Annotated in this window: 28 protein-coding genes, 1 tRNA gene, 1 pseudogene and 1 riboswitch; of the genes and pseudogenes, 12 read left to right on the top strand and 18 right to left on the bottom strand. The window is 63.1% G+C overall.

Annotated elements, in window-relative coordinates; translation table 11 throughout:
• On the bottom strand, window positions 1-552 hold a 552-nt coding region (locus FNJ47_RS12560; protein WP_163153409.1), incomplete at its 3' end, for a DMT family transporter.
• Window positions 553-599: 47 nt separating this feature from the next.
• Here FNJ47_RS12560 and FNJ47_RS12555 point away from each other — a divergent pair.
• The gene (locus FNJ47_RS12555; RefSeq protein WP_347341659.1) at window positions 600-1,244 is read left to right on the top strand and encodes a GNAT family N-acetyltransferase; all 645 of its coding nucleotides are present in this window, start codon (window positions 600-602) and stop codon (window positions 1,242-1,244) included.
• 87 nt (window positions 1,245-1,331) lie between these two features.
• Here FNJ47_RS12555 and FNJ47_RS12550 read toward each other — a convergent pair whose 3' ends face one another.
• A complete protein-coding gene (locus FNJ47_RS12550; RefSeq protein WP_165445660.1) occupies window positions 1,332-1,706 on the bottom strand; it encodes a hypothetical protein in 375 nt (124 codons plus the stop codon).
• A gap of 331 nt (window positions 1,707-2,037) precedes the next feature.
• Between FNJ47_RS12550 and FNJ47_RS53195 the strand changes: the two genes are divergently transcribed.
• The gene (locus FNJ47_RS53195; RefSeq protein ID WP_274613372.1) at window positions 2,038-2,169 is read left to right on the top strand and encodes a hypothetical protein; all 132 of its coding nucleotides are present in this window, start codon (window positions 2,038-2,040) and stop codon (window positions 2,167-2,169) included.
• Between the two features lie 25 nt (window positions 2,170-2,194).
• Here the strand turns inward: FNJ47_RS53195 and FNJ47_RS53190 are convergent, their stop codons facing one another.
• Together FNJ47_RS53190 and FNJ47_RS12545 are read right to left on the bottom strand one after the other, a co-directional pair.
• On the bottom strand, window positions 2,195-2,317 hold the full coding sequence (locus tag FNJ47_RS53190; protein WP_274613371.1) for a hypothetical protein: 123 nt from the start codon (window positions 2,315-2,317) through the stop codon (window positions 2,195-2,197).
• 217 nt (window positions 2,318-2,534) lie between these two features.
• The gene (locus FNJ47_RS12545) at window positions 2,535-2,981 is read right to left on the bottom strand and encodes a hypothetical protein (protein WP_163153405.1); all 447 of its coding nucleotides are present in this window, start codon (window positions 2,979-2,981) and stop codon (window positions 2,535-2,537) included.
• Window positions 2,982-3,202: 221 nt separating this feature from the next.
• On the opposite strand from FNJ47_RS12545, the gene FNJ47_RS12540 reads away from it, so the two are divergent.
• From FNJ47_RS12540 to FNJ47_RS51155, 3 genes are all read left to right on the top strand, one after another.
• Window positions 3,203-3,487 (top strand): hypothetical protein, encoded by a 285-nt coding sequence (locus FNJ47_RS12540; protein ID WP_163153403.1) that lies wholly within the window; start codon window positions 3,203-3,205, stop codon window positions 3,485-3,487.
• A 77-nt stretch (window positions 3,488-3,564) separates the two neighbouring features.
• Window positions 3,565-3,641 (top strand) — tRNA-Arg (locus FNJ47_RS12535).
• 1,330 nt (window positions 3,642-4,971) lie between these two features.
• Complete coding sequence (locus tag FNJ47_RS51155; RefSeq protein ID WP_235999844.1) at window positions 4,972-5,415, top strand: hypothetical protein; 444 nt, start codon at window positions 4,972-4,974, stop codon at window positions 5,413-5,415.
• A gap of 239 nt (window positions 5,416-5,654) precedes the next feature.
• Here FNJ47_RS51155 and FNJ47_RS12525 read toward each other — a convergent pair whose 3' ends face one another.
• Complete coding sequence (locus tag FNJ47_RS12525) at window positions 5,655-5,987, bottom strand: VanZ family protein (protein WP_163153401.1); 333 nt, start codon at window positions 5,985-5,987, stop codon at window positions 5,655-5,657.
• A 628-nt stretch (window positions 5,988-6,615) separates the two neighbouring features.
• Between FNJ47_RS12525 and FNJ47_RS49830 the strand changes: the two genes are divergently transcribed.
• Both FNJ47_RS49830 and FNJ47_RS12520 read left to right on the top strand, forming a co-directional pair.
• Entirely contained in the window at window positions 6,616-6,765 is a 150-nt protein-coding gene (locus FNJ47_RS49830; RefSeq protein WP_165445659.1) for a hypothetical protein, read from the top strand.
• 355 nt (window positions 6,766-7,120) lie between these two features.
• Window positions 7,121-7,510 (top strand): sterol desaturase family protein, encoded by a 390-nt coding sequence (locus FNJ47_RS12520; protein WP_163153399.1) that lies wholly within the window; start codon window positions 7,121-7,123, stop codon window positions 7,508-7,510.
• On the opposite strand, the gene FNJ47_RS12515 is transcribed toward FNJ47_RS12520, so the two are convergent.
• Window positions 7,507-8,517, bottom strand: a complete 1,011-nt coding sequence (locus tag FNJ47_RS12515) for a helix-turn-helix domain-containing protein (protein WP_163153397.1) — start codon at window positions 8,515-8,517, stop codon at window positions 7,507-7,509. The two genes, FNJ47_RS12520 and FNJ47_RS12515, sit on opposite strands and share 4 nt — an antisense overlap.
• Before the next feature lie 157 nt (window positions 8,518-8,674).
• Here FNJ47_RS12515 and FNJ47_RS12510 point away from each other — a divergent pair, with 157 nt between their 5' ends.
• Window positions 8,675-9,820, top strand: a complete 1,146-nt coding sequence (locus FNJ47_RS12510) for an alkane 1-monooxygenase (RefSeq protein WP_163153395.1) — start codon at window positions 8,675-8,677, stop codon at window positions 9,818-9,820.
• A gap of 66 nt (window positions 9,821-9,886) precedes the next feature.
• Here FNJ47_RS12510 and FNJ47_RS12505 read toward each other — a convergent pair whose 3' ends face one another.
• The 7 genes from FNJ47_RS12505 to FNJ47_RS12475 form a co-directional block, all read right to left on the bottom strand.
• On the bottom strand, window positions 9,887-10,279 hold the full coding sequence (locus FNJ47_RS12505) for a hypothetical protein (RefSeq protein ID WP_163153393.1): 393 nt from the start codon (window positions 10,277-10,279) through the stop codon (window positions 9,887-9,889).
• On the bottom strand, window positions 10,225-10,515 hold the full coding sequence (locus FNJ47_RS12500) for a hypothetical protein (protein WP_163153391.1): 291 nt from the start codon (window positions 10,513-10,515) through the stop codon (window positions 10,225-10,227). The genes FNJ47_RS12505 and FNJ47_RS12500 overlap by 55 nt, the downstream gene beginning before the upstream one ends.
• Before the next feature lie 250 nt (window positions 10,516-10,765).
• Complete coding sequence (locus FNJ47_RS12495; RefSeq protein WP_163153389.1) at window positions 10,766-11,137, bottom strand: SANT/Myb-like DNA-binding domain-containing protein; 372 nt, start codon at window positions 11,135-11,137, stop codon at window positions 10,766-10,768.
• 145 nt (window positions 11,138-11,282) lie between these two features.
• Window positions 11,283-11,576 (bottom strand): hypothetical protein, encoded by a 294-nt coding sequence (locus FNJ47_RS12490; RefSeq protein WP_163153387.1) that lies wholly within the window; start codon window positions 11,574-11,576, stop codon window positions 11,283-11,285.
• A gap of 201 nt (window positions 11,577-11,777) precedes the next feature.
• Complete coding sequence (locus tag FNJ47_RS53910) at window positions 11,778-12,200, bottom strand: zinc-ribbon domain containing protein (RefSeq protein ID WP_163153385.1); 423 nt, start codon at window positions 12,198-12,200, stop codon at window positions 11,778-11,780.
• 113 nt (window positions 12,201-12,313) lie between these two features.
• On the bottom strand, window positions 12,314-12,766 hold the full coding sequence (locus FNJ47_RS12480) for a MaoC/PaaZ C-terminal domain-containing protein (RefSeq protein WP_163153383.1): 453 nt from the start codon (window positions 12,764-12,766) through the stop codon (window positions 12,314-12,316).
• A gap of 155 nt (window positions 12,767-12,921) precedes the next feature.
• On the bottom strand, window positions 12,922-13,785 hold the full coding sequence (locus FNJ47_RS12475; RefSeq protein WP_163153381.1) for a bifunctional 5,10-methylenetetrahydrofolate dehydrogenase/5,10-methenyltetrahydrofolate cyclohydrolase: 864 nt from the start codon (window positions 13,783-13,785) through the stop codon (window positions 12,922-12,924).
• 15 nt (window positions 13,786-13,800) lie between these two features.
• Window positions 13,801-13,880: riboswitch (ZMP/ZTP riboswitch) on the bottom strand.
• Between the two features lie 217 nt (window positions 13,881-14,097).
• On the opposite strand from FNJ47_RS12475, the gene FNJ47_RS12470 reads away from it, so the two are divergent.
• Window positions 14,098-14,517, top strand: coding sequence for a hypothetical protein (locus FNJ47_RS12470; RefSeq protein ID WP_163153379.1), 420 nt, complete (start codon window positions 14,098-14,100; stop codon window positions 14,515-14,517).
• Window positions 14,518-14,621: 104 nt separating this feature from the next.
• On the opposite strand, the gene FNJ47_RS12465 is transcribed toward FNJ47_RS12470, so the two are convergent.
• Together FNJ47_RS12465 and FNJ47_RS50185 are read right to left on the bottom strand one after the other, a co-directional pair.
• A complete protein-coding gene (locus FNJ47_RS12465; RefSeq protein ID WP_163153377.1) occupies window positions 14,622-15,152 on the bottom strand; it encodes a hypothetical protein in 531 nt (176 codons plus the stop codon).
• Window positions 15,153-15,369: 217 nt separating this feature from the next.
• The gene (locus tag FNJ47_RS50185) at window positions 15,370-15,981 is read right to left on the bottom strand and encodes a hypothetical protein (protein ID WP_175068370.1); all 612 of its coding nucleotides are present in this window, start codon (window positions 15,979-15,981) and stop codon (window positions 15,370-15,372) included.
• A gap of 265 nt (window positions 15,982-16,246) precedes the next feature.
• Here FNJ47_RS50185 and FNJ47_RS12455 point away from each other — a divergent pair, with 265 nt between their 5' ends.
• Window positions 16,247-16,630 (top strand): VOC family protein, encoded by a 384-nt coding sequence (locus FNJ47_RS12455; protein ID WP_163153418.1) that lies wholly within the window; start codon window positions 16,247-16,249, stop codon window positions 16,628-16,630.
• Window positions 16,631-16,666: 36 nt separating this feature from the next.
• On the opposite strand, the gene FNJ47_RS12450 is transcribed toward FNJ47_RS12455, so the two are convergent.
• Window positions 16,667-17,023 (bottom strand): hypothetical protein, encoded by a 357-nt coding sequence (locus FNJ47_RS12450; RefSeq protein ID WP_163153416.1) that lies wholly within the window; start codon window positions 17,021-17,023, stop codon window positions 16,667-16,669.
• 323 nt (window positions 17,024-17,346) lie between these two features.
• Between FNJ47_RS12450 and FNJ47_RS12445 the strand changes: the two genes are divergently transcribed.
• Window positions 17,347-17,697: a GrlR family regulatory protein gene (locus tag FNJ47_RS12445; protein ID WP_163153375.1), complete on the top strand. Its 351-nt coding sequence runs from the start codon at window positions 17,347-17,349 to the stop codon at window positions 17,695-17,697.
• A 192-nt stretch (window positions 17,698-17,889) separates the two neighbouring features.
• Here the strand turns inward: FNJ47_RS12445 and FNJ47_RS12440 are convergent.
• Together FNJ47_RS12440 and FNJ47_RS12435 are read right to left on the bottom strand one after the other, a co-directional pair.
• A pseudogene (locus FNJ47_RS12440) lies at window positions 17,890-18,589 on the bottom strand (SMP-30/gluconolactonase/LRE family protein); the annotation flags it as partial.
• A gap of 22 nt (window positions 18,590-18,611) precedes the next feature.
• A complete protein-coding gene (locus tag FNJ47_RS12435; protein WP_163153373.1) occupies window positions 18,612-18,821 on the bottom strand; it encodes a hypothetical protein in 210 nt (69 codons plus the stop codon).
• Between the two features lie 354 nt (window positions 18,822-19,175).
• Here FNJ47_RS12435 and glsA point away from each other — a divergent pair, with 354 nt between their 5' ends.
• Window positions 19,176-20,171, top strand: coding sequence for a glutaminase A (gene glsA, locus FNJ47_RS12430; protein WP_163153371.1), 996 nt, complete (start codon window positions 19,176-19,178; stop codon window positions 20,169-20,171).
• Window positions 20,172-20,236: the final 65 nt, after the last annotated feature.

Raw genomic sequence — 20,236 nt, 5'->3', positions numbered from 1 at the left:
GCCGGCGCGCCAGTCGATCGCATTGCAGTAGCGGCGCTGATAGAGCGTGCCGAGCGTGATCGAGATCAGTGAGACGCCGGAGGCGAGCCAGCCCCACCCCGCCTCACCCGTCATCGGCCGGTTGTGCAGGATCAGCACGACGCCGGCGAGGCCGAGCACCAGCCCGCCCCATTGCAGCGGCGTGACGCGCTCACCAAGCCAGCGGTTGGCGATGGTCGAGGTCAGGATCGGCTGCAGGCCCGGGATCAACGCCGAGAGCCCGGCCGGAATCGAATGTGCGATCGCAATTGCGGTTCCGCCGAGATAGAAGCCGTGCACCAGGATGCCGGCCACCGCGCTGTGGAAGACGCCTGTCCGGTCCGGCCATTTCGGCCGCGCGACCACGGCGATCACCGTCATCACCACCACGACGAACGCCATCCGGATCGCCAGATAGGTCAGCGGCTCCGCATTGTTGATGACGTATTTGGTGCCGATGAATCCCGTGCTCCACAGCACGACAAAGATCGCCGGCGCCAGACGAGCGGCAGTTTCCTCGAAGCTCTTGTTCATTGCAGGTCGTCATTGCCCGAAGACGAGGCAGTCGGCAATCGTGAATCTTGTTGGAATCGCCGCCAAAACTGTCGTCCCTGCGAAAAGTGTTCGTGTCGCCGGATCAGCAGGGTCGGAGCATCGGTAACGAACTGATCAAGCGAACCATCGCGCACGCCGAGACATCAGGCGCGTCCAACAGGGTGCTCATCACCTTCAGCTTCAACACGGTGTCGCAGGGGCTCTACATCCGTCACGGCCTGCTTCCGCGATTTCCGATCTACAATGTCAGTGCATCGCGCGAGCAGGTGATCGGCCATTTGCACGGTCCACGATACGACGTCACGCCGCTCAGGCCGGAGGCCTCGACCCTGCGCCGCCTTGCGCAAGCGGACGAGCGGATCCTTGGGGTCTCACGCGAAAAGCATCATCGCTATCTGATCAATGACGGCGCCGCGACCGGGTTCAATCTCCTCGATGGAAACGACTGGATCGGCTACGCCTACGTGGACGCCGGCGGTCATATCGGGCCGCTCGCAGTCACGGAGCCGCACGCGGTCGCTCCCGCTTTGAGAACAGCGCTCTACCTGGCGGCCGAGAGCGATGCCTCACGGATATCGGCATTCCTGCCCGGTGCTAGCAAGGCGGCGCTTGATACTACGATGGCGCTGCGAATGCGGATCAAGTGTCCGATGCTGCTGATGTCGTCGTGAGAATTTGGCAACTGGGCCCAGTATCTGCCGCGCAACCCGGGCTTCATGTGACCGACGCGGGTCTCGGTTCGACCACAGCGCTGACCGTCACTTGAGGTGATATTTCCGGCCGTTCGTGTTCGGGTTGGTATTGTCGCTCGTCGAGAGCAGCAACACCGGGCCGAAGAAGCTCTTGCTGTCCCGGAAGAGCTGGAATCGGCCGCCGCCTTTGGTGGCGATCTCCTCCCGGTCGCTATTTGCCGGGCCGAGCAGCTTGTCATCTTCATACAATCGAGCAGCGTTGAGCTCGCCGTTCAGGTACTTGACGGGAATTTGGTACGCATATCCCTGCAACCAGTAGAAGCTGCCGCGGAGCAGGTCTCTGTCGATCGGACTCGGAGGAAGCGCATAAAGGAATGCACTCGACGCCAACGCAAAGAGCGTCGTTCCGATCACGATGCGGGTATTGGCAGATATGCTCAACGACACTTCCCCGGGCTGTTGCCTTGCCAAGCCAGCTTTCTGTAACCCGCGTCCCCCTCGCATACAACCGACGGGCATCAGATCGTGGCGCGTCCGGCGAAGTTGCCAAGGCCTGCCATCAGCACTGCCGCACCGGCACAACATGCCGGCGCAACCTCCCGCCCCCGGTCGCACGATGGGCAAATCCGGCGAGCGGCAATACCCGGGCGCCTGAGGCGCTGCCTCGCAAATGCGTGATCAGGTACCACCATTGGTTGCCTTCATTTGGGCACTGATCGGGAACAGGCTGCCGGCCGGAAGCAAAGGCGGCCGCCGCAGGGGGTGCCTGCAATTGACCTATCGATCCCACAGCAACTGGCAGGACGTGGATCTGCGCAATCTGGTCCGGGTCATCTCGGCCTGTACCCTCGGGCTTTGGGCATTCGCGGCCGGCCTCCTGATCGGGACCTTCCTGCTTTCATGATTGGCTGGCGGACACGCCGTCCGCCCTATCCGCCGCTCAGATGATGTGCGGCGACGAACAAGGCCAGCGCGCTCAGCACCAACGCCGACGTGGCGCCGGCAACGCTGCGCGCGAGTTCAGCCTTCGAAAGATTGGATCTGGTTGCCATCGCAGTCTCCCGTGCGCGCGAGCTGAGACGCGGCCGTCAGGCTCGCTTACCGGGATAATCGCACCATGTGGATGAACGGTTCATGAGTGACGCGAACGACCCATTCCAGGCCGGCAGCATCCAGGGCGACCGCGTGAATTTCGGCAATGTCGGGGCGGCCGGCCGGCGCTCAGCCCGTTCTGATCGCAGCTCGCCGGCGCACAAGCGACCTGGCGCCCTACCACTCTTCCGGACAGGGATCGACGATCTTCCAGAGATCGATGCCGTTCTTGATCTTCTTCATCTCGGTGGTGAGCCCGCCATTGCGGCGGATCCAGTCCTTCACCGTGTCGGGATAGTAGGACATCAGGTCGGAGGTGCCCTCGAGGCTGGTGACCTTGATTCCGAAGGTGAAGGCCTTGTCGTAATAGGCCTGGTGGAAGCCGATGCTGGCCTTCGGCGTCACGCAGATCTTGTTCAACGGCACGATGCCGAACACCAGCGTGCAGGCCGAGTTGCAGATGCCGTCGATCACGACGCGCTCGCGGCGGTCGCGGATCTGCTTGTACTTGGCCTTGTACTCCTCGACATACCCGCCATGGTCGCGCGTGATGTGCAGCACGGCTCGTGCCGGCGTGACCGCCAGAACCGAGAGCAGCAAGGCGACAAGGGGCGTGATGCGCATGAAATGTTCTAAACCGAGGGAAAGGCGGCCCGGGCGGACCTGACCCCAAGACTCTGGCCGGACTGTGTTGGCAATCCGTTAAGCATCCTCAAAAAGGCAAAATTTGGCGCGCTGTGGCTGATTTCCCGCAGCTTTCGGCCCTATTCCGGGTTAAATGAACTGCTAAAGGCTTTGGATCGGCTGGACAGGCCGATTCCAGCGCGAATGCCCGGAGGCCGCCAATGACCAAGACCAAGCTTTTCGCCGCCCTCGCCGTGACTGTTTCCCTCGCCGTTCCGGCCCTCTCCCCGGCGGCCGCGGCCGATCTCTCGGCCAGTCCGCGCCACCACCGGCATCACCACCACGCTCATTGGGGCCTGCCCTACCACATCAGCTACCTGCACAATTATGGCCCGGGCCTGGCCGCCGGCAGCTTCGCCTATTACGACGGCCCCTCCTCCAACAAATGCTACCAGAGCGCGGCCGCCTATATCGGCCAGGACCACCGCCGGCACCCCTGCTTCTGAGGTCAGCGACAGGCCGGCAGGACACCGCGCCGTCTGTGCTGGCCCCGGTCGGCCAAGTCTGATAATCGACCCGCAACGCGCTCGTAGCTCAGCTGGATAGAGCATCGGATTTCGATTCCGAGGGTCGGGAGTTCGAATCTCTCCGAGCGCGCCAGCGTTTTCATCGATCGTACAATAGCTTAGGACGAACTGGTTTCGTTCTGGATGATCGTTTCGTGTTGCGAGCAAGCTTAACGCTGCGAGCAAAATCAAGACATTCCAACCGCTTCAACTCACTCCGCGCAACAAGGCGGTTTGGCGTTTGTTCTGAACTGCGATGTGCAAAATGAGGAGCGACCCCCGACGCGCCGAGGTCGCCATTCTGTCAACTCCCGACCGGGTGGGGTGTAAGGATCGGGAGCCGACAGACTACTTCCGATACCGCTGCTCATTCCGCCCCTAAGCAACGCCATCAAGGGTTACTCCCGCCCAGCCTGCCGGAAAACGATATCCATTCGCCGTCTGTCGAGGGCTAGCCGAGCGAGGCCGTTAGCAAATCAGCAAGCAGGTCGGCGCAGGGTTCTCGGAGGGACGGGACCGGTTTGGGGAACGTCTTACGGTCTCCGTTTCGGAGGAGCTGGCGTACGGGCCCTGGCGCCGGCTCCTCTTTCTTAAAATCTGTGTATGTGCCTCAAGCGCAATATATTCGGGCCGCTCGTCCCGGTCCTCATTGGGCATCGAAAGACGCTTCGAGGTCCTCGTCCGCCTCTTGACCCCGCGACTACCCTTTAGACGGATCGGGCCGCGGTGCTGGTGTTTTGCGTCGGCTGCCAACACCACAACGGCCGGCTGAAGCCTTCCGACCTTCCCGACGGAGACTGGTACGACATCTCGGCGCACCTCAAATGCGTTTCCTGCGGCAAGCTTCGTGAGCCGATACTCGGCCGGACGGGGCGAGGTAATCAACTTAGCGAAGGGCGTTTCGGGCTAGTTCAAGCAGGCTGAGGGTTCCAGGTCGCCAACCTCTGCTTAATCTGCTCGGCCTGTTCCTTCGTCAGTTTCTCAGCCAAACTGTAATCGTTCAATTGGGCCGCCCCCTTGCGTTGTCGGTCGTAAACCATCCAGTCGGTGCTTCCTTTTCGAACGAGGAACCTTGGCTGCATCGGTGCCGTGCAATTCATCGTAGACTCCGTCAGCAATATGAACGACCGCAATATCTTCTTAGTATAGCACTTGGCCTTCGACGCTTCTGTGAACCTGCACACACGTGCCGAACGCCCCATGTCGATATTTCGACCGATGTCCCCTCCCAGAAAGCCGCTGGAGATCGCGCTGAGGTTCGCTATGCAAGTTCGCTGCTGATTGCGGTCCTTCGACGCGAGGTCCGTTCCGATCAATCGTAGTGCGGCACCTAGCAATCATCATCGTCGAACTCGACTATTATCTCGCCTTGCGCAGCTAGATCTCGAGCGTTCCACTTGGCTCCGAGGTCACAGAAGTGTGTCGTGCTCGCAACGTCACAACAGTTCCCCTTGTGGATGGGCGTGTTTGGACTTCACTGCGTTGCGCATTTGCCCTCTACTGATACCGGATCTCCGGTGGCGACTTTATTTCCAAGACGTTCATTTGAAATCGGGGTCCAGGAGGCCGCTGTTCAGCGGCCAGCGGCCTCTTTCGTTATTTTGAAATTCATCGATTGCAATGACACCTTCGGACGCCGAGCTGCGTCAATCGGACTGCCATTAGGTCGTGGGGACAAAATGATTGAAGAACGCAAACCTTACGTGGCATTTGGAGTAGACCCGGCCGGCGTCGCGCGCGCAACGTATGAACTTCGTTGCAATGACGACGAAGAGGCAAAGCGCCGAGCTGAGGATTTTTTGGACGAACATGAATTCGTCGAGTTGTGGATCGACTACAAGAGGATCGCTCGTCTGAAGCGAAGCTAGGAAGAGCGGAGGCACGGTATCAACTCCCGAACGAATGCCTCATTTGAACTGGCATGCGCTGTATGGTGAAAGCGTACGCCATGGGCCAGTTGACGGTGGCGAGAGGGAGGGCATGGTCATCCAGACACCTCTATCATCACTGTGGCCGTCAGCGTCTGACTGTCATGCTCGCTTCAGCAAGGCGCCTTTTCTCCCCATGGAGAAGCTGCTTGGCCGTGCGCGAAGTTCATCGGTTGAAGTCACCGGCGGGACTGGTTGCGCAGAACGAGCAGTAGGAGCTGGCCCGCTCCGATGCCGGCGAGGCCTCCTGCAACCTTGAAGATTGCGTCGGCCAGGTGGCCATGCCGGTCAGGGGTTAGCAATTGCATTGTTTCGAGCGTGAACGCACTGAAAACGACTAAGAGCATGACCAGCATAGCGCGCCGGGGATAGCCTACCACAAAGGCCAATGCCATCACCGCGAACGCGGCGAAATGCTCGACATGCGGATCAGCCGCAAACGAGGGACGGTCTCCGATCGGGGAAAGTGTGGCAAACGCAATAAAGGCCAGCGCCAGCCAGCCAATGACCATTCCGAACGTTCTGATCCTTGATGCGAGCAAGCAACGATTTCCAAGTCGCGGTGCCCTGGATGCACCGTCGCTGAATTAGCCCATCGCGCGCGTCAGCGACAGGCGGGATCGGCGCAAAACTGGGGTGGCCCACAAGGACTAATCCCGATGGTTCTTCCCGTACAGCCACCGTAAGTCGAAATTCCAACTTCGCGGCGCGCAGCAAACGCTACGATGAACAACGAGGGGGCGGCACCTCACCTTGAATGGCAGCGAGGCCGTTATGGAGCGCTTATACCTCGGCATCACCGTTACCAGCACATACGTCTTGGTCACGATTGCGCTGATGGTGGCTTTCATGCACTGACCGGCAGATAGATCTGGCACGGTTGGTCTTGTGGCGAGCCACAACAACTTTCACCGCTCACGCGCGACCATCGACGAAAGCCACGGTCTCTATCTCTGGCATGCCCATTCCCCGAAAGCCGATCGAGATCCCGCCGACCCAGCAGTTTGGTGCCGACATGCAGGCCTACCACGCCGGGCAGGACGACCATCCAACGAGACCGGATCACAGTTGGCACCCGACATATGCTGCTGCAGCACATTGTCGGCACCAAGTTGCGGTTGAGCGAGGTCAGTTGATGCGATGAAAACTGTCTGGATCTACACGGACGCGGCGAAAAAGGTCGGCGACGAGAACCACATCAAGGTCTTCGCAACGATCGAGGTCGCTGAAAAATGGCTAGAGGAAAACGACCCTGAGGGCGTAGCATTTGAGTACGACGTTCTGGAGTGACAATGGCAAAGGACTTCTTGCTGTCATTGCAATTGCCGCATTGGCTCATGATCGCCGGAGCACTGCTAGTAGTCGTCGGCTGCATGGGACTTTTGATCCGCCGCAGGCATCTGGCGGAGTTTGCGACGATCCGGGACAAAGAGCCGAGACCCCTTGAGCGTCCCCAAATGGGGCCACCTGCTGGTCGAGATCTGGCTTAAGGCTAGGAGCTAGCCAAGGGTAGCGCACACGCAGCGATGAGCAGCACGTCGATCTACACATCAAGCCATTCATGGCGCCAAAAATCTGGTCGAGATGACCCGCCCGCCGATTAACGCTCCCGCTTGACGCTCGTTCAGCTTGGGCTTCCTTCCTATTGACGCTATTGACGCTGTTGGGCACCCGGCAGGCCTGGCTGGTTCACGCCAATATCCGCCTGAATTACGGACCGCTGCGCCACGTCCTGGTGTCGCCGGAATTTCATCACTGGCACCACAGCAGCGAGACGGCAGCCAGGGACAAGAACTTCGCAGGGCTGTTCTCGTTCTGCGATGTGCTGTTCGGGACCGCCTACCTTCCAAAGGGGCAGGATCCGAAGGCATTTGGCGTCGATTATCCAATGCCCTCCAGCTATCTGGCGCTGCTGGCCTACCCGTTCGTCGTGTGGACTTCGAAGCACAAGCGCAACGACCCGTCAGCCTCCCAACATCGCTTGTCGAAGGGTGAAGAGCCTGCACAGCCACGCCAAGGCGCGCTGCTGAGCTAGCTGCGCAAGCTCTTATCGCCGAACCAGCGCCGGCAGGCGCGGCTGAAGCTCGTTGCATCGGTATAGCCGAGCGCGGCCGCCGTCTCGTCGCGCGACTGGCTGCCCGCCGCGAGCATGGTGCGGGCGCGCTCGCGCAGCACGCCGTCGAGCAGCGGACGGAAGGCGCTGCCGGTTTCCGCGAGCCGCCGCACCAAGGTCCGCCGCGAGGTGCCGACGAGACGCGCTGCTTCCTCCTCGCCGAGGCGCTGCGGCAGCCGCGCCGCAATCAGGCTCTCGACCATGCGCGTCAGCGCCGCGGTGTCCGAGCGCGGCTTCTCGATCGCCTCCAGCGCCTCGATCGCCTTGGCGTGCAATTCCGGATCGGCAAACGGCGACGGCCGCGCACACAGCGCCTTCGGCACCTCGAAGATGAAGGCTGCGGCGTCGAATTTCACGGCGCAGAAATAGTGCTGTGCCAGCCGCTCCGCGCCGGCGGGCGGCGGCCAGGGAAACTGCAGCGTCGCCTGGCCGATCGCATCCTCGAGCAGCTGCACATACACCGCGTGCACGTTGAGGCTCACCGCCAGCGCCACGGCGCGCCACAGCGCGCCTTCCATGGCCACCGCAGGAGTGATCTCAATCTGGATCGCGCGCGCGGTTCGGCGCAGCCGGTTGCGAACGAACGGCGCGCGGGTCGACCCAAAGCGGGCGCCGGTGCTCAACGCATCTTCGATGGTCGGCGCTGTCCGGGTCGCAACATCGAGCGCACCTTGCAACGATGTCGACCAGACCGCCGCAGCCGACAACGGCCACAGCTCGCCGTGTCGACGGGTGATGTTGGCGGCCAGCGCCACCAGCGACGACACCGGCATGTGCGCGCCGGGCTGGTCGACGGTGTCCTGCTGGATTCCGGTGCCCATGAGCAGTTCGTCGCGCTCGCTCCGCGTCTTGCCGAATGCCCGCACCAGCGCCCGTGCGTAGGCCGCAGACACCGGCGTGCGAAGCGCATCTGCCTCCGATCCCTGCATTGCGTCGGCGCCCCTCCCGCGCGAGCGTCCAGCTGAGCCACTTGGCGCAAAATGCCACAAAATTGGCCTATTGGGAACTGGCCGCGCAGGCCCACGTCGCGGCATGCTTGGCGAAATGACGGCGAACGCCGCTTCGAGGAGACGCTGGAGGAATACGATGATCTTCACGGGCACCAATGCTGCGGGCGAGACGATCACCTACCGGGACGGCAAACGCTATCTGTGGATGCTTTCGTTCATCCCGCCGCTGATTCCGCTGTTTTCCTATTGGCTGTTCCTGCGGACAAACAATCCGCTGGTGACGCTGATCCCCTTCGTCTTCATCTTCATCCTGATCCCGCTGCTCGATGTCCTCTTCGGCGAGGACACGCACAATCCGCCGGCGGAAGTGGTCGCGGCGATGGAGGCCGACCCGTATTATCTGCGGCTCGCGCGCATCACCGTGGTGTTTCCCTGGATCAACTACGTCGCGCTGATCGCCTTCTTCGGCACGCAGGAGCTGCCGTGGTGGTCCTATGTCGCCCTGCTGCTCGGCGTCGGCACCATCAACGGCGGCGCGCTGCTGATCGGGCACGAGCTCGGCCACAAGGCGGACAGGCTCAACATCTTCTTCGGCATGCTCGCCAATTGTGCGGTCGGTTACGCCCATTTCCGCGTCGAGCACAATCGCGGCCATCACACCTGGGTCGCAACACCCGAAGACCCCGCCAGCGCGCGGTTCGGTGAATCGATCTATACGTTCGCCACGCGCGAACTGCCGGGCGCGTTCAAGCGCGGCTGGCGCAACGAGGCCGAACGGCTGACCCGGCGCGGCGAGCCGGTCTGGTCGATCAACAACGAGATCCTGCAGGGCTTCGCGCTGACGCTTATCGTCGCCGCCATCCTGATTGCGCTGTTCGGCTGGAAGGTCGCGCCGTTCATCGTCGCGCATCATTTCCTCGGTTGGTACGCGCTGACCCAGGCCAACTATGTCGAGCACTACGGGCTGCTCCGCGAAAAACTTCCGAACGGCCGCTACCAGGCGGTCGAGCCGCGCCACTCCTGGAACACCAACCACATCGTCTCGAACCTGATGACGTTCCATCTGCAACGTCATTCCGACCACCACGCCAACCCGATGCGCCCCTATCAGTCGCTGCGCGATTTCGACGATATCCCGCGGCTGCCGAACGGCTACACCGGCATGTTCGGGTTGGCTGCGATCCCGCCGCTCTGGTTCCGGGTAATGGACCCGAAGACCTTGGCGTGGGCGGGTGGCGACAAGAGCAAGTTGAACCTAGGCGATCGGCCAGCGGCTTCGTGATCGCTGCGATCGCCCGGCTTCAAGCCAAGCCGGGCGATCGTCACTTGTCGTCAACACGCTCCGCAATCACCGCAAGACGTAGGCCGCCGCAAGCGGCTTGAAGCGATAGATCAGATGCGGGGCCCCGTTCTCGCCCCTACCGCCGTGGAACATCGCGGCCGCCGAAATCTGCGACGCCGATACGTACATGTACCCATCCGCGGAGGCTGTAATGCCGTCGGGCCAGACCATCTCCGGATCGCTCAGATAGGTGCGATACTTGCGATCGGCCCCGACAACGCCAACCGACTTGCTCTCGACCGCGGTGAGATAGAGATTGCGCTCGCGCAAGAGATCGAAATAGGTCGTGATGAACGGTGTCGGATCGAGCGCAATGACGGTCTTGAGATCGGCGCCGCTGTTCCTCAGCCACTCCGCAACCAGGATGAACATGCCGCCCCAGCGGCAGCCGATTTCCATGAAGGACGAAATGCCGGACGCGCGTTGCGCGAGAGCCAGGCCAGGTACGGCGCAAGCTGGCTCGGATACTGCCAGATGTGCAGGCCCTTGCCGAAGCTCGCCGACAATTCCGACGGCTGCTCGCGCAGCGACTCGTCATTGAGCTCCAGCGCAGGGATGAACTCCCGCTCGAGGAAGTCCACGTCGGTGCGCTGATCTGCGCTCAGTCCGGCGATCGCAACGACGGCTTCGCCCACGGAATCCGAAAGGGCGGCGAAACGCTGGTATCGGTCGGCTTGAGATCGCGAGACGTTGAGCATTGGCACCATCGGATCGGACGGGAGGGCACGTGGAGACAGCCATTTGTCCCCGATGGTTGAACGCGGCGCGCGTCCGTCTCGGGCGCAAAATCTCACATCCGGGTCCAAATATTCCGCCTCGCCTCCCGCGCATCTACGGGAAACCCGTCCGGTGCCAACGCCAATCGCGCCGGGCGAGCCGCCACGCTCAGCCGCTCGGGATCTTCCGCCGTACCGCCTCCACCCCGGCATCGGTGACGCGATATCTGCGCCCCAGCTCCGGGACGATCCAGCCCTTCTCGATCATTCCGGCAATGGTGCTCGGGCCGACGCCTGCGGGAAACGAGCGGCGGGTCCGGATCGCGTCGATCGCGACCCTTTCGAGATGGGTGGCGACATGCGACGGGCGCGCGCGAAATGCCTTCGCCATGATCAGGACCGACAGGACCTCGGCGCGACGGCGCACAGCCGAAGCGCTGCGGGTCAGTTCGTTGCTGATCTCGAGAGCATTCTTGCCGGCCCTGGCGAGTTCTCTGAGCTTCTCGTCCTCGTCAGGGCTCCAGCGCCGCACGATCCCCATCTGCCCCTCACCGCCTGGATACCCACCTCAATCCGATGCATACGCAGGCGGCGCTGATTTGCCATGTGACTTTCGGCACCTCTTGACGCGACGTTGGGGCTATCGCCATCAAGCGAGCCGATCGTCGTGCCGGGCGAAGCGGCAATTAGTGCTTGCTGGGTTCAAGCGCGATAAGCACGCCGGTCGGCTCGGGCTCGTGCGGCCGAAGCGAAGTCAGCTCCGGATCGCTCCACTCGGCGAGGCTCACCACCTCGCCCGTCTGCCCCGCCATGTCGGAGCTCTGCGCAGGTTCGAGGACCTTCAGTCCGCTGGTGTCGACGAAGAATGTATGTTCGCCGAAGACGCTGTTCAGTTGCGCCACCGCCGGGTGATCGTCCGGAAGCACCTGCGCGTTCAATTGCGTCATGGTCTGTTTGACTTGCGTCGAGTTAAGTTTCATCCGCTGCTCCTTCTCGTTGGTTCCGGCCTTGCTGGTTTCCCTGGCTGGTTCCTCCCGCCCGCGCCCCTCGCCGGGGGCTTCGAAGTCTCGAACCGATCAGGCACCGAAACGTTCCGCACGCGCGACGCATTGACCGCTTGCGCGCGGGGTTCCCGTGCATCGATGTAGGAAATGCGGCACGACGTCACACCTGCCCGCCACTCATGTGGCGGAAGGCTTCTTCCTCGCGAGCCCGTCCAGATGCACCCGACGCGCGGCGGATTTGCGTGCGCGCTCCTTGGTGCGGCAGGCCCGGCAGCGCACAGCCATCGTGAACACATCGCCCTTGGCGGTCTCGTACCACCACTTCTGCCGCAACGGCGTCCAGACCTCTGCGACGCCGCAGTCTTTGCAGACGAATGGCTCGGGTCGGTAGGTTCCGCGCAAGACGAAGTCGGGCGTCGAATAGCTGTTCGAGGGCGCGAGCTCGCTGGTCACCACGGCTACCTCGCCGCGCGCCAGCGCGAGCTTGTATTCGCGGAGCCGGCACTGCTCAGCGGCGCGTTGCGCTTGCAGGCGACGCCACTCCTCGGCCTTGCGCCGCTTGGCGTCGATCTCGCTGCGCTTCTGCTTGCTGCTTTTCACGCCCACCCCGTCCAAAGCAATGCCCCGCACCGCATCGTCGGGCCAGCAGGCTCACCACATTAGCCGCGGCATTGGGCGGCGACCAGATCAAGCGCCGCCGGCCCGCGCGGGGATTACGTCCGCCCCTGCTCCGCCGGCCGCATATGGATGAGCGCATCGAGCACGAGGACAAGAACCGGGCGCAGCTCGTCGTTGACGAGCTCCGTCTTGAAGATCACGACAGCGTCGCGGCGCTCCGGCCGGATGGTAATCTTCTCGATCCGGGAGTGCCCGGTCAGCGTCGCTCCCGGGCGAACCGGGCTCGGCAGGCGAATCTCGAAGCTTCGTCCGACGATGCCGGCCACCCTGGTCCAGATCGCCTCCACGACGAGGCGCTGATAGATCGCAATGGTATTGAAGCCGCTTGCGATCAGGCCGCCGAACGGGCCCGCCGCAGCCGCGACGGGATCGGTATGGATCGGCACCGGATCATACTTGCCGGCGAACTCCAGAATCTCCGCCTCGCCGATCATGTAGCTGCCGAGTTTGAAGGTCTGGCCCTCGGTGAGATCTTCCGCATACAGCATCGCACGCCTCCCGTCTGTGGTGCGACGATAGACCAACGCTGCTGGCTTTCCATTACCTCCGGGGTCATGAAGTTCGCGCACGGAACGCCCAAGCGCGAGCGAGATGCGTGCGAACGGCACCGGCCGCTCGCGCGCATCACCGCAGGCATGCCGCGTTACTGCAGCCGGGCCGCCCTCGCCTTTGCGGCCTTCACGGTGTTCTCCATCAGGCAGGCGATCGTCATCGGGCCGACGCCGCGCGGCACCGGCGTGATCGCGCCGGCGACCTGCACCGCCTCGTCGAAGGAGACATCGCCGCACACCGCGTAGCCGCCTTCCGGCTTCTCGACGCGCGTGGTGCCGACGTCGATGACGATGGCCTGCGGCTTGATCCAGTCGCCACGCACGAGGCCGGCCTTGCCCACCGCGCTTACCAGGATATCGGCCTGGCGACAGATCTTGCTGATGCCGCGGGTGTGGATGTGGGTCTGCGTCACGGTCGCGTGCTCCTGCAACAGCAGCGCAGCCATCGGCTTGCCGACGATGTTGGAGCTGCCGATCACCACGGCATGGGCGCCGGTGAGATCTGGCCGGATCGACTTGATCAGACGGAGACAGCCGAGCGGTGTGCACGGCACCAGCGCATCGTCGCCGTGAAACAGCCGGCCGGCGTTCAGCGCGTGCAGACCGTCGACATCCTTCGCGGGATCGACCGCCGCCATCACACGCAAACTGTCGATATGCGCCGGCAGCGGCAACTGGATGAGGATGCCGTCGATATCGTCGCGCGCATTGAGCGCCTCGATCCTGGCAAGCAGATCGGCCTCGCTGCAATCATCGGGCGGCCGTTCGACCTCGCCGCGCAGGCCGAGCCGCTCGGCCATCCGGACCTTGCTCTGCACATAGATCTGACTCGCCGGGTCGTCGCCGACCAGCACGACCGCAAGCCCCGGTGCGTGGGGCAGCCGGTCCAGTTCGTGAGCAACCTTGTCGATGACAATTTGGGCATGCGCGTGCCCATCAAGAATGTTCGCCGTCATGGCACCTCCGTTTCGAAGCGGTGCCCAGGCGCGCGGCGTTCAGTCTCTGCGCTCCCCGATGGTGGTCCATCCAAGCGCCAGTCGCGCAGATGGCGCCGTCATAGCCGCCCGGCCGGGCAAAGGCAAATCACGCTCCCTTGCGGCCCAATCGGCGACGAATTGCCCCGGTTTTTGCCGGTGGATCGGTGCCGTGCGGACCACGCCTGGGGGTAGGATTCGGGCAGAACTTGCGATAAGCCTCGGCGCTTGCCGGGCTTTTCCGATCCCCGGCGCCACCCTTCCGGTCATCACGTCATTTCGGACATTTTCAACATGAGACATATCATTCTCGCGCTGGCGCTCCTGTGCCCGGCTGCCGCGCTTGCCCAAGGCACCGCTCCAGCCACCGCTCCAGCCGCCGCCCCACCCGCCGCCGACAAGCCGGCAGCCTCACAGCCCATGGTCGGCGACAAGCCGCTGGTCCAGGTCGGCAAGAAGTCGGCGGCCAAGAAGGGCGAGAAGTCCGCCCCGGGCAAGCCGCCCTCGGTCGCGCAGAAGCTCCAGGCCTGTGGCGACATCGACGACGCCACCAAGGAGAGGCTGATGTGCTACGATGAGATCTTCAAGCCGCAGCCCAAGCCGAAGGCCGCCCCCGCGAAGGGCGTCAACGAATGCCGTTTCGTGAAGGAAGAGGACGAGCGGCTGACCTGTTACAACGGCTTCGCCGACAAGATTCCGCGCCTGCCGCGTTAATCACGCCAGGCCGGGCGGCACGCTGCCCCCTGGAATCGCGGACATGAAAAAGCCGCCGCAAGTGCTTGCGGCGGCGTATCGATTGCCGGCTGTGGCGGCCCCGCTTACCAGGTGCCGAAGCCGCCGAAGAAGCCCATCCGCGGCTGCTGCTGGGCGACGCGGTAGGGCTGATACATGCCGGGCTGCGCGAAGCGCATCGGCTGCTGGTAATGGTTATGGTTGTGCGCGACCTTGCGCTTCTTCGGCGCCTGCGGCTGGGCCGGCGCGGGCTGCTCGGCCGGCTTCGCTTCGGCAACGACCTTGTTCGTGTCAGCCTTCTCCGGCGGAATGAACTGGGCGAACGTGTTGCGGACGCGGGCTTCCGCCGACGCGTCGCCGGTAGCCGGCGGAGCAGCCGCTGCGACCGCGTTGACCTGCGACGGAACGATGGTCGGCAGGCTGGTGTCGTATACCACCCGCTCCGGCAATTTCTGGACCGACTTGATCCGCACCACGGTCTTGTTGTCGACCGCGGGCGACGACAGGCTCTGGTTCTGGCTGGCGACCACGGCCTCCTGCGGCACGATGGCATTGACGACGAAAAGCAGCGCGAGCAGCACGCCACCGACGAACAGGAAATAACGCGCCACAGGCATCTTGGTAGCTCCCCCCGCGCGATGGGCGCGGTTCATCTCGGCGCGACGACATCAGTCATCGGGCGACGAATTCATCGTCTGCGCATGATCACCCGGACAGACGCCATCCCGCGCTTCCGGGTCGTTCTCTAACGGTCGGCATATTAGTTAGTTCCTGCCTGGCCGTTACGGTTCACCCGGCAAGTCAATTCCCGGTCACTTTTTCGGGATGCAGGGTTTAGACGCGGCTCGCCGTCACGAGCGAACATTTCGCCTTGTTTGCGTTAACATTGACGAAGCCGATCAACATCCGCGAGTAGGTCTTGCGGCTCTTCATGGCGATGGTGTCCGAAATCAGCCGCTTGCGCTCGGTCAGGGGGCTGCCGTCGCGCCGGATGAAGGCGCAGGCGATCTCGATATCCTTGACCGCGAAATCGTTGGCATTACGCAGCGTCAGGGTGACCAGCACCTTCGAACCCAGCCCGCCGCGCTGCCAGGATTGCGAGGCGATCCGCAGCCGGTCCAGCGGCGACCTTTCGGCGGGCTCAGACGGCCTGGCCTCCTCTGCGGCCGGCGGGGTGGTGGCTACCCCGACCGTGGCCGGCTCATCTCCCGGCGCGTCCTTTGCGGACTGTGGCTGCGTCCCGGTCGATGCATTCTGCGCGGTGCGGATGATGGCGGACGACAGCGGCCAGATATCCTGGTCTCCGGCGTCGCTGGGCTCGGGGAGCATGAACCATGCGCCGATCCCGGCCATCGCGATCAGCGGCAGCAGCAGGCCGGCGTAGAGGCCGCGTTCACCGAGACGTCCGGCGGCCAGCCTTCCAAACGACGCCAAACCGATCCGCATCGTCGTGCCCTCACCCCGGCAGCCCGATCAGGCCGCCACACACCAACGAGCCACGCAAACACCGCACCGTGCGGCTTCCGGGACGGCCGCAGGTCGAGCGGCCACGCAAGAACAATCGTCGACCGCCGGAATGGTTTCATTCCGGAACGACAATCTTGCGACAGGCATGGAGGGATGGCATCACGGCCGGCCGCTCGCTAAATTCGCGCCGCCCGAGAGCGAGTGCCGTGCACCTGAGCGGCGCGAGAACAACAAGGAGATCGCAATGCCTGTCGTCACCTGGGACCACGTTCATCTGCGCAGTCCAGATCCCGAGGCCACCGCGACCTGGCTGCGCGACATCCTCGGCGGCGAGATCATCCGCGGCCCCGGCCGCATCGACGTCCAGCTCGGCGGTGCCAAGGTGTTCATCGCTGAGGTGACGCAGGGCGACGGCGTCAACGCGCCGCCGGTAACGCCATATCAGGGGCTCGATCATTTCGGGCTGGCGGTGAAGGACATCGACGCGGTCGCGGCCGAGATCAAGGCCAAGGGCGTCGAGTTCACCAAGGAGCCGACCACGATCCGCCCCGGCGTGCGGATCTGCTTCATCCGCGGGCCGCAGGGCATCTCGATCGAATTGCTCGAGCGCGACAAGAAGTACGCGTGAGCGAATGCGCGTTTTCTCCACGTCGTTCGAAACGCGCTACGTCATGCTGCCCGGCATGAAGCAGCGGATCGTCACGCCCATGTAGCTGGGAATCGGCCAGACCATGGCGCGGCCGACCCGGTTGGGCTCGGTCACCACAGCCTCGTCGGGGACGTCGATCCACGCCCCATCGAGGCGCACGCGATAGTGTCCGTTCCTGGACTCCCAATCGACATCGCTGACCGCGCTCCCATCGGCGTCCGAACAGCACGGCCCCTTGCCGCTGCGCAGGCCGTCGAACCACTCCTTCAGTGGCGAATTGGCGTAGCGGCCGTCGGGATCGCGCGCCTGCGCGAACTGCGCAGCGCCGACCGACAAGAGCCCGACCAGACCAAGCAGCAGGGCCACGCGCATCCGGCCGCCGCGACGGCCAGCCAAGGTTCCCGGATCGTCATACCGGCCCACCAAACGGCCGCCAGCTTCCATCCTGTCTGTCATGTATGTTGCTCCAGCACTCACCGGCCAGTGCAACCAGAGCTATGCATTTCGCGGGCCAGTTCGATTCGCGCGCACGGTCCGCTGTCATCGCGCCGTCACACCGCCTGGCAGGAACCGAGGGTTCACAGTCACTCCGGACACCCCGGAATCAACCTGCCGCATTGCACGAGGTTGCTCGCTTTGGCATAAAAAACCAATCCGGATTGCTGCGGGCGTGGCAGCCGGGACCATGGGAAATTATGAAAAACGGGCTGTACTCAATCCACGTCACCCTGCTGGATGGACGCGTCGGCAAGGGCAGCGGAGTGATTCTTTTCCGCGATGGGCAAATCCTCGGCGGCGATGCCTATCTGTATTACACCGGCAGCTACACGGTGAAGGGCGACACATTCAAGGGCGAGGTCCTGGTCCAACGCCACACCACGCCACGCGACACCGACAACCCGCTGTTCGGCGGACCCGCGCCGGTCGGCATCGGCGTCTCCGGCACCTTCACCGATACCCGCGGCACCATGAGTGGAACCGCGCTGGTCGGCAAGGCAAGCCTGATCTTCGGCGCAACGCTGCACAAGCTCGCGGATATCAATTAGCGGTTCGAGACTCGCTGCTTGACCCGTCACCCCCGCGCAAAGGCTTCGCCTTTGCGCGGGGATGACGGGGATTCTGCATCGGCCGAACCACGTCATTGCGAGCGAAGCGAAGCAATCCATACTGCGACGAGCGGAGCCATGGATTGCTTCGTCGCTATTGCTCCTCGCAATGACGCCGTTGAAAGCGCCGCCTCACGTCGCGCCGTGTGCCTCGACATAGGATGCGTAGATCGAGTGGCAGGATGCCATGTACAGGCGGTTGTTCTTGGGTCCGCCGAAGGTCAGGTTCTCACAGCGCTCCGGCAGGCGAACGAATCCCAGCGACTTGCCCTGCGGGCTGAACACCATGACGCCGTAGAGATCCTCCGGTCTTCCCTTGAACTGATAGACCTTGCGGCCGCCCACGTCGGCCGGCTCCGACTGCAGCGCACCGTTGCTGCCCCAGCCGCACCACAGATTGCCGTCGCGGTCGACGCGGAAGCCGTCAAGCGATCCTTGGTCGGCAGCGTCGATCAGCTTGGACTTGTTGCCCACCGTGCCATCCGCATTGACGTCGTAGCTCCAGATGCTGCGGTTCGGCGTGCCCTTCCACTCGACCACGTAGAGCTTCTTCTCGTCCGGCCAGAAGGCAAGCCCGTTCGGATTGACCAGATCGGTGATGACGGCGGTCAGCTTTCCATCGGTGCCGATGCGGAACACGCTGGTGTTGTCTTGCTCGCGCTTGGCCTTGAAGCCCTCCCACTCGCCGGCGATGCCGAACACCGGATCGGTGAACCAGATCGTGTCGTCGGACTTCACCACGATGTCGTTCGGCGCATTGAGGCGCTTGCCCTCGAAATTGTCGGCAAGCACGGTGATCTTGCCGGTTCTTCTCGGTGCACGTGATCCGCCGCGGAAGACGCTGATGCCCCCGACTAGCCGGGCGAGCTCTCCTGATTTCGTCTCATGATCTTGAGCACCAGCAGGACGGCACCAAGCATCAGAAACAGGACACCGATAACGATCGTATCGGTGGATTCGAATGTCACGCCAACAGCGGTCAGCAGGCATCCGATAATGACTGAGATCAGGCCGCCAAGCTTCTTGACCAGGAACAAATGTCCGTCACTTGTTTGCGCCGCCATGGTACGCCTCGCTCCTTCAGATGATGCCCCATGTTCTTCTCGCTTAGGCTCGGTTCGCGCACGCGCGCACGATGCTACTCCCGGACGGAAAAGTTGCAATCTGTCGTCGATCGCGTGTCGCGCTGACATCGGCGGTTTGATTCAAACTGAAAGCGAATATGTCAGTCTCGCTCACCCAATCGGGCACCGGACGTCTTTCCAACCGCTAGCCTCGCACATAATTGATGGTCGGGTCGCAGCACCGAGCCCTGGTTGTACATTGACTCGATTGAAACTTGGGCGCTGACTGCGGAAAACGTGTCGTGTTCTAGAACGGAGCCGATCGGCATTCAGTCCGTTCGACGGAGTGATGCGATGGCGTCGGATTCGCTCGATCAACCAGAGCAAGCCTATGTCTCGACCGGCCACCTGCCCGGCCCGGAGATGGTGCAGTCGCTTGTGGACGACGCCCATCGACGGTTCAAGTCCAACACCGATGGAACCAGATCGCAGGTCTATCCGGCCCTCGCCCGAGTTCCGAGCGAGCTGTTCGGCATCTGTATCGTTGGCACCAGCGGGCGTGTCTATGGCGCGGGAGACGTCGACCACGAATTCTCCATCATGAGCGTCTCGAAGCCGTTCCTGTTCGCGCTGATCTGCGAGACGATCGGACCTGAGGCGGCACGCGAAAAGCTCGGCGCCAACGCCACCGGACTGGCATTCAACTCGCTCGCGGCGATCGAGCAGGGAAACGGGCGGACCAATCCGATGGTGAACGCCGGCGCGATCGCGACCACGAGCCTCGCGCCGGGAAAGTCCATCGAGGAGCGCTGGAAATTCATCCACGACGGGCTGTCGCGCTTCGCCGGCCGCAACCTCCCGCTCAACGAGGAGGTCTACGCGTCTGCGTCCGAGACCAATTTCCGCAATCGGAGCATTGCTCGTTTGCTGGAGAGCTATGACCGGATCTACAGCGACGCCAAACAGGCGACCGACCTCTACACTCGGCAGTGTTCGCTGAATGTCAGCGCCAGGGATCTGGCCGTGATGGGCGCGACGCTGGCTGACGGCGGCGTGAACCCGGTGACCAGGCAGCGCGTGGTCGACGCTGATGTGTGCCACTACGTCCTGGCCGTGATGGTTACCGCCGGATTGTACGAGACATCGGGCGACTGGCTCTACGACATCGGCCTGCCGGGAAAGAGCGGCATTGGCGGCGGTATCGTCGCGGTGTCCCCCGGCAAAGGTGGTTTCGGCACGTTCGCCCCACCGCTGGATGCGGCCGGCAACAGCGTGAGGGGCCAGCTCGCTGCAAAATTCCTGTCGCAGCGGCTGGGCATGGATCTGTTCGTATCGCAACCGGAACAATGAACGAATGCGCGCAGGATCGGCGGAGCCGCGGCCCGACCGATCGCTACCTCAATCAGGTCGGAGGA

This window comes from Bradyrhizobium uaiense, from assembly GCF_010811875.1.
Classification (GTDB): Bacteria; Pseudomonadota; Alphaproteobacteria; order Rhizobiales; family Xanthobacteraceae; genus Bradyrhizobium; species Bradyrhizobium uaiense.
Note: the sequence above shows the minus strand (reverse complement) of the source record. Positions and strands in the feature narration are given on the sequence as shown.